This is a genomic window from Shewanella corallii, from assembly GCF_023349125.1.
Taxonomy (GTDB): domain Bacteria; phylum Pseudomonadota; class Gammaproteobacteria; order Enterobacterales; family Shewanellaceae; genus Shewanella; species Shewanella corallii.
Genome location: NZ_JAKIKT010000001.1, coordinates 510,554 through 524,413 on the forward strand (window position 1 = coordinate 510,554; position 13,860 = coordinate 524,413).

12 protein-coding genes are annotated in these 13,860 nt (G+C 52.4%); 5 read left to right on the forward strand and 7 right to left on the reverse strand.

What is annotated here, in order from left to right:
* Window positions 1-195: 195 nt before the first annotated feature.
* Window positions 196-4,569 carry a formate dehydrogenase subunit alpha gene (fdhF, locus tag L2725_RS02115; RefSeq protein WP_249247421.1) on the reverse strand — a complete coding sequence of 1,458 codons (4,374 nt, stop codon included), beginning with the start codon at window positions 4,567-4,569 and terminating at the stop codon, window positions 196-198.
* A gap of 319 nt (window positions 4,570-4,888) precedes the next feature.
* On the opposite strand from fdhF, the gene L2725_RS02120 reads away from it, so the two are divergent.
* Window positions 4,889-5,134 carry a hypothetical protein gene (locus L2725_RS02120; protein ID WP_249247423.1) on the forward strand — a complete coding sequence of 82 codons (246 nt, stop codon included), beginning with the start codon at window positions 4,889-4,891 and terminating at the stop codon, window positions 5,132-5,134.
* Between the two features lie 43 nt (window positions 5,135-5,177).
* Here the strand turns inward: L2725_RS02120 and L2725_RS02125 are convergent, their stop codons facing one another.
* Complete coding sequence (locus L2725_RS02125; RefSeq protein ID WP_115138055.1) at window positions 5,178-6,161, reverse strand: pentapeptide repeat-containing protein; 984 nt, start codon at window positions 6,159-6,161, stop codon at window positions 5,178-5,180.
* Window positions 6,162-6,650: 489 nt separating this feature from the next.
* Between L2725_RS02125 and prfB the strand changes: the two genes are divergently transcribed.
* Window positions 6,651-7,749 (forward strand): peptide chain release factor 2 gene (gene prfB, locus L2725_RS02130; RefSeq protein ID WP_162807244.1). Its coding sequence is split into 2 segments (ribosomal slippage): window positions 6,651-6,725 and window positions 6,727-7,749, totalling 1,098 coding nucleotides; the frame shifts between segments, so codons are not numbered across the junction.
* 16 nt (window positions 7,750-7,765) lie between these two features.
* Entirely contained in the window at window positions 7,766-9,274 is a 1,509-nt protein-coding gene (gene lysS, locus L2725_RS02135) for a lysine--tRNA ligase (RefSeq protein ID WP_115138053.1), read from the forward strand.
* Window positions 9,275-9,467: 193 nt separating this feature from the next.
* Here lysS and L2725_RS02140 read toward each other — a convergent pair whose 3' ends face one another.
* Complete coding sequence (locus tag L2725_RS02140) at window positions 9,468-9,713, reverse strand: hypothetical protein (RefSeq protein ID WP_249247424.1); 246 nt, start codon at window positions 9,711-9,713, stop codon at window positions 9,468-9,470.
* 191 nt (window positions 9,714-9,904) lie between these two features.
* On the opposite strand from L2725_RS02140, the gene L2725_RS02145 reads away from it, so the two are divergent.
* Both L2725_RS02145 and rimI read left to right on the forward strand, forming a co-directional pair.
* Window positions 9,905-10,270, forward strand: coding sequence for a DNA polymerase III subunit psi (locus tag L2725_RS02145; protein ID WP_249247426.1), 366 nt, complete (start codon window positions 9,905-9,907; stop codon window positions 10,268-10,270).
* 21 nt (window positions 10,271-10,291) lie between these two features.
* Window positions 10,292-10,738 (forward strand): ribosomal protein S18-alanine N-acetyltransferase, encoded by a 447-nt coding sequence (gene rimI, locus L2725_RS02150; RefSeq protein ID WP_249247428.1) that lies wholly within the window; start codon window positions 10,292-10,294, stop codon window positions 10,736-10,738.
* A gap of 101 nt (window positions 10,739-10,839) precedes the next feature.
* Here the strand turns inward: rimI and dpsA are convergent, their stop codons facing one another.
* The 4 genes from dpsA to lipB all read right to left on the reverse strand — a co-directional run bounded on the left by dpsA (window position 10,840) and on the right by lipB (window position 13,756).
* Window positions 10,840-11,313, reverse strand: coding sequence for a DNA starvation/stationary phase protection protein DpsA (gene dpsA, locus L2725_RS02155; RefSeq protein WP_115138049.1), 474 nt, complete (start codon window positions 11,311-11,313; stop codon window positions 10,840-10,842).
* 230 nt (window positions 11,314-11,543) lie between these two features.
* Complete coding sequence (locus L2725_RS02160; protein WP_249247429.1) at window positions 11,544-11,984, reverse strand: hypothetical protein; 441 nt, start codon at window positions 11,982-11,984, stop codon at window positions 11,544-11,546.
* Between the two features lie 153 nt (window positions 11,985-12,137).
* Window positions 12,138-13,103, reverse strand: a complete 966-nt coding sequence (gene lipA / locus L2725_RS02165; protein ID WP_115138047.1) for a lipoyl synthase — start codon at window positions 13,101-13,103, stop codon at window positions 12,138-12,140.
* The gene (gene lipB, locus L2725_RS02170; protein ID WP_248934240.1) at window positions 13,100-13,756 is read right to left on the reverse strand and encodes a lipoyl(octanoyl) transferase LipB; all 657 of its coding nucleotides are present in this window, start codon (window positions 13,754-13,756) and stop codon (window positions 13,100-13,102) included. The genes lipA and lipB overlap by 4 nt, the downstream gene beginning before the upstream one ends.
* Window positions 13,757-13,860: the final 104 nt, after the last annotated feature.

Here is a 13,860-nt window from a genome sequence, read left to right on the forward strand (position 1 = left end):
GTTGGAGACCCACGACTTCGGCCAAGCGCAGCTTGGCTAGCTTCACAGTGCCGCAGTCCACAATGGACTGCAAGTCCATAATCAAGCTGCCAGCCAGTCAGCAAACCGGCAAAAAAACACCCTGGCAAGCAGACCCTGCCAGGGTGTTTTATTCCATCAAAAGATGGACAGTAAGCTGATCCTCAGCTTACCGGATTATGCCGCTGGAATACCTTCACGCTCCAATGATGTGTCATTCAACACCTCATCAAGGGTATCGCCATAACCTTCCATGGCCCCCAAATTCTCGGCGCGTACGGCGCAGAACTTGTACTCAGGAATATGAGCAACCGGGTCCAGGGCATTGATGGTCAGCTTGTTGGCCGCCGCTTCCACAAAGTGGAATGGCAGGAACAGTACGCCAGCCTGGGCGCGGCGGGTCACAAAGGCCCGAATGGTGATTTCGCCGCGGCGGGTCGCCAGCTTCAGCATATCGCCATTGTTCACCCCAAGCTGCTCAGCATCGAATACCGACATCATTACCCGTGGGCTTGCCAGCATATCCAGACCTTTGGTCTTGCGGGTCAGAGTCCCTGTGTGGAACTGCTCCAGCAGACGACCGGTTGAGAGCACCAGAGGGTATTCTTCACAGGGCATTTCGGCTGGCAGGCGGAAGCTGACCGGCTCAAATTTGGCCTGAGCGCCGCGGATAAACTGAGTCTGGTGCATGATACGGGTGCCTGGATGCTGCTCATCCAGACATGGCCACTGCAGACCCTGTTTACCCTTGATTGAGGTAGGCGCGACGCGCTCCCAGGTGATGCCCCGGTATTGAGGGGTCAGCTGGTTTACCTCGCGCCAGATTTGCTCTTCCGCTTCATAGTGCCAATCGGCGCCCATGGCGTTGGCGACGGCCTGAACAATCTGCCAATCCATTCTGGCCTGGCCCGGAGAGGTCACGGCAGGTTGCAACTGCTGCACCCGACGCTCGGTATTGGTGAAGTGACCACGCTTCTCGGCAAAAGCCGCGGCAGGCAGCACCACATCAGCAAGCGCTGCGGTTTCTGTGAGGAAGATATCCTGCACCACAATAAACTCGGCAGCTGCCAGACCATCCAGTACATGGGCCTGATCCGGGTCGCTGAGTACTGGGTTTTCACCCATGATGTACATGGCTTTAAGCTTGCCGGACACCAGCGACTTCATCATATAGGAGGCCGGGATACCTTCCTGCGTCGGCAGGGTGACATTCCAGGCCGCTTCAACCGGCGCACGGTTATCGGCGTCCACCAGCTTTTTATAGCCGGGCAGATAGTTGGGCAGGGCGCCCATATCACAACTGCCCTGTACGTTGCTCTGACCACGCAGCGGGTTAATACCTGCGCCTTCAAGGCCGATATTGCCCAGCATCAGCTGCAGGTTGGAGATAGCCAGTACGTTGTCATGGCCGCAGGTATGCTGGGTAATGCCCATGGCGTAGTAGATGGCAGTCTTGTCGGCAGTACCGATAAGTTTTGCCAATCTGGCAATATCGTCAGCGGCAATACCGGTAATAATAGCGGCATTGTCCAGGCTGTAATCACTCTTCATCACCTCAGCGCGCACTGCGTCGAACTGCTCAGTACGTGCGGCGATATAGGCATTATCCTGCCAGCCGTTAACCAAAATCTGCTGCATGATGGCGTTCAGCAGCATCACATCTGTGCCAGGGCGCTGGGCCAGATAAAGCTCGGCGCTGTCGGCAATCTCAACCCGTTTCGGGTCGACTACCACCAGACGGGCCTTGCCTGTGCTAACCGCTTCACGAATGCGCGAGGCGATAATCGGGTGAGCGCAGGTCGTGTCTGAGCCCAGAATAAAGATGAGGTCAGACTCGGCAATGCCCGGAATATCATTGGTCATGGCGCCGCTGCCCAGGGTGTCGTACAGCGCACTCACCGTTGAGGCGTGACACAGACGGGCACAGTGGTCGATATTGTTGGTGCCCAGCACGCTGCGGGTAAATTTTTGCAGCAGGAAGTTCTCTTCGTTGGTGGCCTTGGCAGATGCCAGGGTCGCCAGTGAGTCACTGCCATACTCGGCTTTAATTTCCGCCAGCCTGCGAGCTACATGACTGATGGCTTCATCCCAGCTGACCGGGACCAGCTGCCCCTGCTTACGTATCATAGGCGTGGTCAGACGCTCTGGGCTCTGAACAAAATCAAAGCCGAAACGCCCTTTAACGCACAGCATGCCCTCGTTGACCAGAGACTCAGTGTCACCTGTTACCCGCATAATGCGGTTGCTGGCTTTGTCCACATGCATCTCTACCCGGCAGCCAACGCCACAGTAAGTACAGACGGTGGAGATCCTGTCCAGCTCAGTTTTGGCACGCGCCTGAGACTTGTCTCTGGCATCCACCAAGGCGCCGGTAGGACATACCTGCACACAGTTACCACATTGCACACAGTTGGAGTCGGCCATGGAAACGCTGAATCCGGCGCGTGGTGCACGACGAATCGCATCTTTGTTCACGCTGTCATTGGCGCTGCAGCCCGGAATCGCAGAGAAACTGGCCTCTTCAAAGCAGATCGCCTTATGGCCGGACTGACGCTGACACATATCGACGCAGGCGCCACAACTGATACAGCGGTTGGCATCGAAGGTGATAAAGGGCGCACTGGTGTCCACGGTAAAGCGGCGGGCCTGAGTTGGCGCATCCTGTGCGATGGCTTTGGCATCGACCCTGTACTCAGTGGCATAGTCCCGCAGGTCACACTGCTTGTTGGCCTGACAGGCACATTCAAGACAGCGGGCGGCTTCTTTCAGGGCTGAGTCATAGCCAAAGCCTAGCTCCACCTCGGCAAAATTCTGCTCACGCTGAGCCGGTGTCAGCTCAGGCATTTTAACTCTGGGTTCAACCGGGATATTGGGATACAAACTGGTATCCAGTGTGGCGGTCTTTTTGGCCTTGGCAGCATTGAACTGCTCAGGCACCAGCTCACACACCAGACCGGTAGACAGTTGCTTGTGAATTGCTTCAGCGGCGCGGCGACCATCACCGATTGCTGCCACAGCTGTCGCCGGGCCAGTACGGGAATCACCAATAACAAACAGCTTCTCGATACCGGCTGACATGGTATGTTCGCAACCGGCAAAGGTGTTCCAGCGGGTCAGGGCGATTTGGCCATTGGACAGCTGGCTTTCCGGATACTTAAGGAACTCCATATCCGGCATCTGAGATACAGCTGCAATTACCGTATCGAACGCTTCGGTAAAGGTTTCCCCGGTGGCAACCGGCGCGCGGCGACCTGAGGTATCTGGCTCACCCAATGCCATTTTGGAGAAGGTGACTGAGTTTACCCGGCCATTGTCATCGGCGTGGTTTTCCAGCGGATTGGTGAGGAAGTGGAATTTAACCCCTTCTACCTCGGCCTCATGAATTTCATAGGGCTCAGCTGGCATCTCTTCGCGGGTACGGCGATAGATAAGGGTGACATCGGCGCCGTCGCGGAGGGCAGTACGGGCGCAGTCGATGGCCGTGTTACCACCGCCAATTACTGCCACTTTCTGGCCTGTGCTGTAGGTCTTTTCTGTGCAGTAGTCGCGCAGGTAGTCCACGCCCAGATAGCAACCGGCTAAATCACTGCCGGGATAGTCCATAGGCACGGCTTTCTGGGCACCAATAGCCAGACATACTGCGTCATAACTTTCTACCAGATTGCCCAGCTGAATATCCTGGCCCAGACGGGTGTTGGTTTGAATATTCAGACCGTTGCGGCATAAGAGTTCAATCTCTTTATCGAGGATCGCTTTAGGCAGGCGGTACTCGGGAATACCGTATCTCAGCCAGCCACCGGCCTGAGGGGCGCTGTCGAAAATAGTGACCTCATGGCCCTGATTGGACAGGAAGTATCCGGCAGCCAGACCAGCTGGTCCGGCACCGATAATGGCCACCTTCTTACCCGTATCAGCTTCGCGCTCAGGCATCCATGGGTCTTCATCATTCAGATCCAGATCGGCGGCATGACGCTTAAGCTGACGAATTGCCAGAGGCTCATCAATCAAGCCGCGACGGCATTCAGACTCACAGAAGGCAGGGCATACACGACCGATACTCAAAGGCAGCGGCAGAGTTTGCTTGATGATTTTTACCGCTTCGGTGTGGTTGCCCTGGGCGATGTGATACAGGTACTGCTGCACATCAACACCAGCCGGGCAGGCACGCTGACAGGGGGCTTCACAGTCGGCAAAGTGGTCTGAAAGAATGGTTTGCAGGGCATCCTGTCTCAGCTTGCTCAATTGAGCCGACTGGGTGGTGACTATCAGGCCGTTGCTGACCTCTGTCTTGCAGGCGTTAACTTTTTCACAGGAACCATGAGTCTGACAGGCTGTGGCCGCCTGTTCATTATTTGTAGGGGGAGCTTGAAGGATCTCCACCACGCACAGGTTACAGTCTTGTTTTTGTGGGTTGCCTATGTCGGCATCTGTGTCGTGGGGGAACTGGTGGCACAGGCGGGGGATCTCAATCCCGGCGCGGGTGGCACAGGTCAACAGCGTCTCGCCGCTTTCGGCGGTCACGGTTTGTCCGTCAATAATCAGTTCTATCATGGAAAGACCTTATCGTCCTGAAACATGCATCCGGCCTGAGACTGCAGGCCGACAGATCCGGCCAAGTATACTCACCGGCCTGTAATCTCACGGTCTGGCCAGTCTTCATTTGTGTGCTAATTGAGGTGTTGCTCACAAAGCCTTTGCTAATTGAGTGTCTCGCTTGATCGCTGGTTGGTTGGTGGTGATGAGTGTCACATTTGTTGGTGTTGGGGAGTGAATTAGTGATGGGCGCGACAGCTGACAATACTCCATCTTGACCCCAAACCGGGGATGATTAAGATGCTGCCGTTAATATTGAAACTGAGCAGAGCAGGGTATGGAAGGACAAAGTGATAAGTGGATGGAAAGTGCCAAAGTTAAGCTCAAAATTGCCCGTTTTGCTGTAGAGATTGTTCTGGCGGTGGCGGCCTTTCTGGTTTTTCTTTTTCTGTCAGTGATACATACCCTGAGCAGTGAACTGGTTAAGGCTTTCATTCTGTACAATCTGACGATGGCGTCGCTCTTATGGATGACGCTCAGGGCTCACCATTTACTGGAGATGTGGGAGATGCGAGACCACTGACCTGTCTCTCCCCTACACTCATCAGCCGTTTCCGGGGGAATGGTCAGCGGGTCATCTTTTTCACAAATACCACTACGAACAAGGCGATGGTGAAACTGCCGGTGAAGGCTTCAAAGGCGGCTACCGCCCTGGAGTAGCCTATGGGCGTAAAGTCACCGTAGCCCAGGGTGGTAAAGGTGACGACCGAATAATAAAGGCAGTTGAAGAACAGCGAGAACTGCTCTGATATTGATTCAGTCGGGTTGAATACCAGTTCTTCGCCACCATAGCTCAGGCCGGTAAAGAAATAGCAAACAGCACAGATTAAGATCAGCACCATTGAGAAGCCTACTACCCGCAGTGGCGCTTCTCCATAACCACAGAAGAGATCGATCAGCTTGGAAACGCTGCGTTCGGTGGATATCTTCGGCATCTGGTAGCGGCGCATAGTTAGCTCATGGCGAATATAGTTGCCCGACATGCCAAATAAGCCTTCCCGCTCAGCAGCCTTACGCAGATCACGATAGATCTCCTCAGCCTGCTCATAATAATCCAGGGCAATATCGTTCTCATTCACCTCCAGCGCTTTATCCGCCAGCCTTTCCTGCATTAAGCGACGGCCAACATTAACATTCTCAATCTTGGCACCGTTCCACTTGACCCCCAGCAGGTTGGCATTATCCACATCTGCCATATGCAGGTTGGCGTCCCGCAGATCGGCTTTCATCAAATTGGCATCGTTGAGCTTAAGGTGGAACAGGTGGGCACCGGAGAGATTGGCACGATAGAAATCCGCGTGAGCCATATCATAGCCCTGCTTATGGTGATGATTAACCAGATCTATGCCTTCCAGGTCCGCTCTGCGTAAGCTGATGCCCCGCAGTTGGCCGCCGTTTTTGGCGTACTCTTCCAGTCGCTCTTTGTCTTCAGGATGGTTTTTGGTGATGTTGGGGTCGTGCCAGTAGCAGAGACCTGACTTACCTGCGGTCTCATGGCACTTGTGGCCACCTTGCTCATGGTAACTGCAGCGAGTGTGTTTGGTATCCATAGTCCTCTGCTTGTCCTTTTGCACCTGAGGTTTGTCTGAAGATTGATGATTAAGTTCTGTGCTCTGATTTGAGTATAGACGCCAGATAGCAAGCTGCAGCGAGTGCAACTTGTGTCTCTGATATGGAGGAGGAAAGCGTGATGCTTCTGTGGACCAACCGCGCACTTTCTTAAAAAAATGATGAAGATGCACGCGATTTAATGCTGCGTTGAAAAAGCGGCAACTTGAGTGGGGTAAGCTGCTGAATAACCGTTGACCGGCATGAGGCGTTTTCAGCTTTAATCGAAAATGCCTTAAGCCGCCGACGGCAGTGAGAAGTAAGGGAAAATTATTTGCAATATTCCCCTGTAATACCGGCTCTGCGGCATTGGTAATTGTGTATTCATAAGTTAAAATACGCGGTTTTTATGTGCAGGTAGAGCCGGGGACAATTGTCAGCCGGGTCGGCATGCCAAATATCACTCGTCAAACCATAGGATTATCAGGTCAATGTTTGAAGTAAATCCGGTGAAATTCAAGATTAAGGAGCTGGCTGACCGCACTATGCTCCTTAGGGGGTATCTTTGACTATGACGCCAAACAAGAGCGTCTGGAAGAAGTAACGCGTGAGCTGGAAAGCTCTGATGTGTGGAATGACCCTGAACGTGCCCAGGCTTTGGGTAAAGAACGTTCAAACCTGGAAGCTGTAGTTAAGACTATCGATACCCTGGACTCAGGTCTGGAAGATGTTGAAGGTCTGCTGGAGCTGGCAGTTGAAGAAGATGATGAAGACACCTTCAACGATGCCAGCAATGAACTGAATGACCTGGAAGCCAAGCTGGCCGAACTGGAGTTCCGTCGTATGTTCTCCGGTACCAATGATCATCTGAACTGTTATCTGGATATCCAGTCTGGTTCAGGTGGTACTGAAGCTCAGGATTGGGCCAACATGGTGCTGCGTATGTACCTGCGTTGGGGCGAAGACCATGGTTTTAACCCGCAACTGATTGAAGTCTCTGACGGCGATGTCGCCGGTATCAAGAGTGCGACCATTCAGTTCAGCGGTGAATATGCCTTTGGTTGGTTGCGTACCGAGACAGGTGTACACCGTCTGGTTCGTAAGTCTCCGTTTGACTCCAGTGGCCGTCGTCATACGTCATTCTGCTCAGTGTTTGTCTACCCTGAAATCGATGATTCCATTGAGATTGAGATCAATCCTGCTGATTTGCGTGTCGATACTTACCGGGCATCTGGTGCCGGTGGTCAGCACGTTAACAGAACTGAATCTGCGATCCGTATCACCCACATTCCGACAAACACGGTAGTACAGTGTCAGAATGATCGTTCCCAGCATAAAAACCGGGACACGGCCATGAAACAGTTGAAAGCGAAACTGTATGAGCTGGAGATGCTGAAGCAGAACGCCGAGCGCCAGGCCGCTGAAGACGCCAAGTCTGATATCGGTTGGGGCAGCCAGATCCGTTCCTACGTATTGGATGACGCACGGATTAAAGATTTGCGTACCGGTGTTGAAAATCGCAATACCCAGGCCGTTTTGGACGGCGATCTGGATAAATTTATTGAAGCCAGCCTGAAGTCCGGGCTGTAATTGAGAAGAGCGGAAAATGACTGAACAAGTTCAAATCCAAGATGAAAACAAGCTGATTGCGGAACGTCGTGCCAAGTTGGACCACATCCGTAAAGACAGCCCTGCCAACGGCCACCCAAACACCTTCCGCCGCACCCATAAGGCTGCCGAGCTGCAGGCTGAATTCGGTGCTAAGTCGAAGGAAGAGCTGGAGGCTTTGGGTTTCCGCACCAGCATCGCCGGTCGTGTTATGGCCAAGCGTGGCCCTTTCCTAGTGATCCAGGACGTATCCGGACGTATTCAGGCTTATGCCGACAAAGGTGTTCAGGCTGCACTGAAAGAGCAATATCAGGGCCTGGATATCGGTGACATCATTGGTGTAACCGGTCAGCTGCACCTGTCTGGTAAAGGCGACCTGTATGTGAATATGGACGAGTACCAGCTGCAGACTAAAGCACTGCGTCCTCTGCCAGAAAAATTCCACGGTCTGACTGACCAGGAAACCCGTTACCGTCAGCGTTACGTTGACCTGATCGTTAACGAAGAATCCCGTGACGCGTTCAAAATGCGCTCCAAGGTGATGCAGGCTATCCGTAACTTCATGATCAACAAAGAGTTCATGGAAGTTGAAACGCCAATGATGCACGTGATCCCTGGTGGTGCTTCGGCCCGTCCATTTATCACTCATCACAATGCGCTGGATATCGACATGTACCTGCGTATTGCTCCTGAGCTATACCTGAAGCGTCTGGTTGTTGGTGGCTTCGAGCGTGTGTTCGAAATCAACCGTAACTTCCGTAACGAAGGTCTGTCTCCACGCCACAACCCAGAATTCACCATGATGGAATTCTATATGGCGTACGCTGATTACAACGATCTGATCGACCTGACTGAAGAGATGCTGTCTTCTATCGCCAAAGATCTGTGTGGTGACACCAAGCTGCCATACGGCGAGCACACCATTGATTTCGGTGGTCCATACACCCGTATGACCATGCTGGAAGCGATCAAGCACTACAACCCGGAAAATGAAACCATTCAGGCCATGACTTATGAAGAAGTTAAAGACCTAGACTTCATGCGCAAGCTGGCCAAGAGCCTGCACATTGAAGTGGAAACTTTCTGGAGCTGTGGTCAACTGCTGGAAGAGATCTTCGGTGAAACCGCAGAGCCTAAGCTGATGCAGCCTACCTTCATCACCGGCTACCCGGCAGATATCTCTCCGCTGGCCCGTCGCAGCGATGGTAACGACTTCATCACCGACCGTTTCGAGTTCTTCATCGGTGGTCGTGAAGTCGCTAACGGTTTCAGCGAGCTGAATGATGCTGAAGATCAGGATGCCCGCTTCAAGGCTCAGGTTGACGCTAAAGATGCTGGTGACGACGAAGCTATGTTCTACGATGCTGACTATGTTCGTGCTCTGGAACACGGCCTGCCACCAACTGCTGGCCAGGGTATCGGTATTGACCGTCTGGTTATGCTGTTCACCAACACTCACACCATCCGTGACGTGATCCTGTTCCCAGCTATGCGTCCAGAGGCTTAATCGCCAACGCTTAGTTGATAGCAGGTAAACAAAAAGCCGACACTCATTGAGTTGTCGGCTTTTTAATATCTGTCGGCCACACGATTACTGCCCCCAATTGCCTGGTCATAGAGCCACTATGTCGTCACCAATTTGGATTGTACTCGAATGGCTGAAATGGTTCTGATGAGAGCAATCTTCTTTGCGGATGGGTTTACTGACCCATAATCACAGTGTCTGTCACCTTGATATGAGTGTGGCTCAGGGCCTCTTTCACGGTTTCAATGGCGGCTTCTACGGACTCTGCTCTGCGCTCGAAATCCAGGACCAGGTTATCGTTGACTGAGTGGATCAGTGCGTCGATGCATTCCACCTGGATTAATTGCATGCGGATATTCTCAAAGTCATCCATCTCGACCAGTGGGGTTTCAGTGAGCAGGCTGAAGCTATAGCTGTTCATGTGTGTGTCCTCAAAATATTTGCTTCATTCTACCCCAGGCAAGCGGGAAACCCTGCCGGTTTTATCCGCAGCCGGAGTATTGATGGCGTGAGTCTGGTTTGAGAAGCTGTCTTATGGAAGAACTGCTGGTATCCTTAGCAGCACAGCGGCAACAAAACGCTGAAACGCCACAAATTAAAGACAGGAACACGATGAAACAACAAGATTATCTGGATGCCATGGGGATCAGCCGCTGGCGCCCCCGCACAGGTGAGCCTCGCAACTTACTCTTGTGCGATGATCCCAGACAGCTTGATGGTCATCCTCTGGTTGCTGCTGTGCTCAAGGTGCTCGATATCGATCCTGAGCATATTCATATTGTCGATCAGATGCAGACAGGTGACAGAGTTATCTGGGATATGCGGCTGATGAATCGCCCACACAAGCCGGGCACCATCTACTCATCTCCTCTGAGTAAACTGCTGGCTGGCAGTGAGGGGAAGCGTGCTCTGTGGCAGCAAATCTGGCAATGGCAACAGGCCCGGCAACAACAAGCTGCTACTGTCGCCGACAAATAAAAGCCAATATTGAGCATCAAGATGAGTACCGAAATCCGCCAATTACCTGTTGAACAGGCCCCCCTGATGGCAAAGATTGCCGCCACAGCCCATAGCCATCCTATGAGCGAGAACACCATCGCCAGCTGCTTTGGAAACTTTTACCGCTGTTATGGTGCCTTTGATGGTGACCTCCTGATGGGCTTTATTATTCTGCACCAGCTGTTTGAAGAGGCGACTGTCATGGATATTTGCCTGGCACCTGAATCTCAGGGGCAGGGGTGGGGGAAGGCTTTGATGCAAACAGGTATCGACTGGCTGAAGCAAACAGAGGCGGAACAGCTAATGTTGGAGGTTCGCGCCGGTAATGCCAGTGCCATAGGCCTTTATCAGAAGCTGGGCTTTGTAGTCACAGGTGAGCGCAAGGGCTATTACAAAACCGCCGACGGTACAGAAGATGCGGTGCTGATGAGCCTGCCTTTGGTGTAAAGATGGCTCACTGAAAAAGCGCAAATAAAAAACGGTCACTCAGGTGACCGTTTTACTTTTTGCGTTCCTTCATTGTGGCAGCGACAACTACCTGAAGTTGGTTACTCTTCCAACAGGCTGCGCAGCATCCAGGCGGTTTTTTCATGCAGCTGAATACGCTGGGTCAGCAGGTCTGCCGTGGCTTCGTCGTCAGCTTTCTGCACCAATGGGTACAGGGCGCGGGCGTTACGGATAACAATCTCCTGGCCTTCCAACAGCTCCTGAATCATGGCTTTGGCAGAAGATACGCCGTTGTCTTCACTGATTTGAGTCAGTTTGGCGTAAGCACTGTATGAACCCAGAGCGCGGGCACCCAGAGCACGAACACGTTCAGCAATCACGTCTACCGCCAACGCCAGCTCTGTGTATTGACCTTCAAACATCAGGTGCAATGTGTTGAACATTGGGCCAGTCACGTTCCAGTGGAAGCTGTGGGTTTTCAGGTACAGGCTGTAGGTGTCTGCCAGCAGTTGGTTCAATCCAGCGGCGATAGCTTCACGATCTGCCTGTTCAATGCCGATATTAATCTGGTTCATAGTGCGTTCCTCCGAATTTCAATAGACCCAGTATAGGGTGATACTGAAAATTGATATATCAATTAAACTCGATGGTTATAATCTGTTTTGCCTAAGTTGATGTTCCCGTTCAGTAGGCCTGTCGAGAATGACAAACAGAGTATCAGAGGCCGTATTAAGGCAAGCCAGGTCGGAGCATTAACTTACCGCTGAAGAAAAAGCGGCACTAAAAGTGCTGCTTTTTCTGACAGTTAGTTTTTCAGTTTGACCACATCTCCGGTCAGGGCGACACCAGCAATCAAAGCACCTGCCCCGCACTGGAAAGTCTCAGTGCTTGAGGTCAGGTTATTTTTGTAGTTGGACTTGATATTGACCACCGCATTGCCTCCCTCTTTGATTGCCCGCTGTTTCAGGGAAATCATGGCTGACAGAAATACCCACTGGCAGGCTTCTTCGTCGGTCTTATTAAAGGCATTGGTTTTTTTGTTGGTTTTAAATTCACCAAAGTTCTGCTCAACCTCGCCATAGGCCTGCTCACCAAAGTAGAAGGCGATATCATTGCCAAGCTTGTTCTGAGCGACAGGCCGCGCCATGGTATCGGCAATAGAGTATGCGCCAATATCATCTCTGGCCTGTACAGAGACTGAGGTAAAAGAGAGGGAGAGGAGCGCAGTTAAAATAAGCTTCTTCATCTTGAACTATCCTGATTTCCATATTCGAGGTGCGGTTTATGGACATAATACCGGGATATCAATCGGCAGAGAATTACACCATGGTGGGGTTTTACCGCCGCTGCATAAACAAAAACAGCGCCAATTGGCGCTGTTTTATCAGTATGCTGGAGCCTATTTAACTTCAACACCCTTGGCTTGCAGGTCGGCATGGTAGCTGGAACGAACCAGAGGACCACAGGCTGCATGGGTAAAACCAATTTCCGTAGCATAGTCGTGGAAGGCATCGAACTCCTGAGGAGTTACATAGCGCTTCACCGGCAGGTGGAACTTGGAAGGCTGCAGGTACTGACCCAGGGTCAGCATGTTAACATTGTGCTCACGCAGATCACGCAGTACCTGTTCAATTTCTTCGTTGGTCTCGCCCAGACCCAGCATAATGCCGGACTTGGTTGGGATATCCGGATGACGCTCTTTAAAACGCTTGAGCAGATCCAGTGACCACTGATAGTTGGCACCCGGACGGGCCTTACGGTAGTGAGCCGGAGCGGTTTCCAGGTTGTGGTTGAATACATCCGGTGGCTCTGTGGCCAGGATATCCAGGGCAGCGTCGATACGACCACGGAAGTCAGGCACCAGGATTTCAATCTTGATCTCCGGGTTCAGCACACGGATTTCGCGGATACAATCGGCAAAGTGCTGAGCGCCACCATCACGCAGGTCATCACGGTCAACCGAGGTGATGACCACATACTTGAGTTTCATCTCAGAGATGGTTTTGGCCAGTTTCTTTGGTTCTTCAGCGTCCGGCTTCAGCGGGCGGCCGTGGGCCACGTCGCAGAATGGGCAACGACGGGTACAGATGGCACCCAGAATCATAAAGGTGGCTGTGCCGTGGTTAAAACACTCTGCCAGGTTAGGGCAGGAGGCTTCTTCACAGACAGAGTGCAGACCGTTATTACGTAGCGCCTGCTTGATACCTTCGATACGCTGGCTGGATGCCGGCAGTTTTACTCTCAGCCAGTCAGGCTTACGCAGCATGTCTTCGCGCTCGGAAGGCATGACTTTAACCGGGATACGGGCGACTTTGTCGGCGTCGCGGAGTTTGACTCCGGGTTGTAATCTCTCAGGTCTGCTCATAGTGTGTTTGCTAATCCTTCAAGGTGAATCACTTGGCCGTAATTCAGACGCTTGGTAAAGGTGGTGACCAGGTCATCACCAGCTTGAATAACGGTTTGCGGCCCGCCGAGGGCTTTACACTGGACCATTTCCAGTCCCGCATAGCCACAGGGGTTGATCCGCAGAAAGGGTTCCAAGTCCATATCTACGTTTAAAGCCAGTCCGTGGAACGAACAACCTTTGCGGATCCTCAGACCCAAAGAGGCTATTTTGCGCTCATTCACGTAGACGCCCGGAGCGTCAGCTTTAGCGTAGGCTTCAATGCCATATCCCTTGAGCAGGTCGACCAGGCTCTGTTCGATTTCGGTCACCAGCTGGCGGACACCGACTTTACGGCGTTTGATATCAAGCAGGGGATAGGCCACTAATTGACCCGGACCGTGATAAGTTACCTGGCCGCCACGATCCACCTGAATAACAGGGATGTTTCCCGGATTCAGTATGTGTTCCGCTTTGCCGGCCTGGCCTTGAGTAAATACCGGTGGATGCTCTACCAGCCAGAGTTCGTCTGGGCTGTTTTCATCCCGGTTATCTGTGTAGTGTTGCATCGCATGCCAGACAGTCTCATAGTCCTGACGACCCAGATGACGAACATGCAAAGTGTCGTTATGCAAGGGCAACCTCTCCCCTCTGAAATCAGTAGCGTCATTATACTTGACTGTTTGACAATGGTATACAGATCACAGTTTTACTTTGGCAAGATTTGAACTGTGATCTG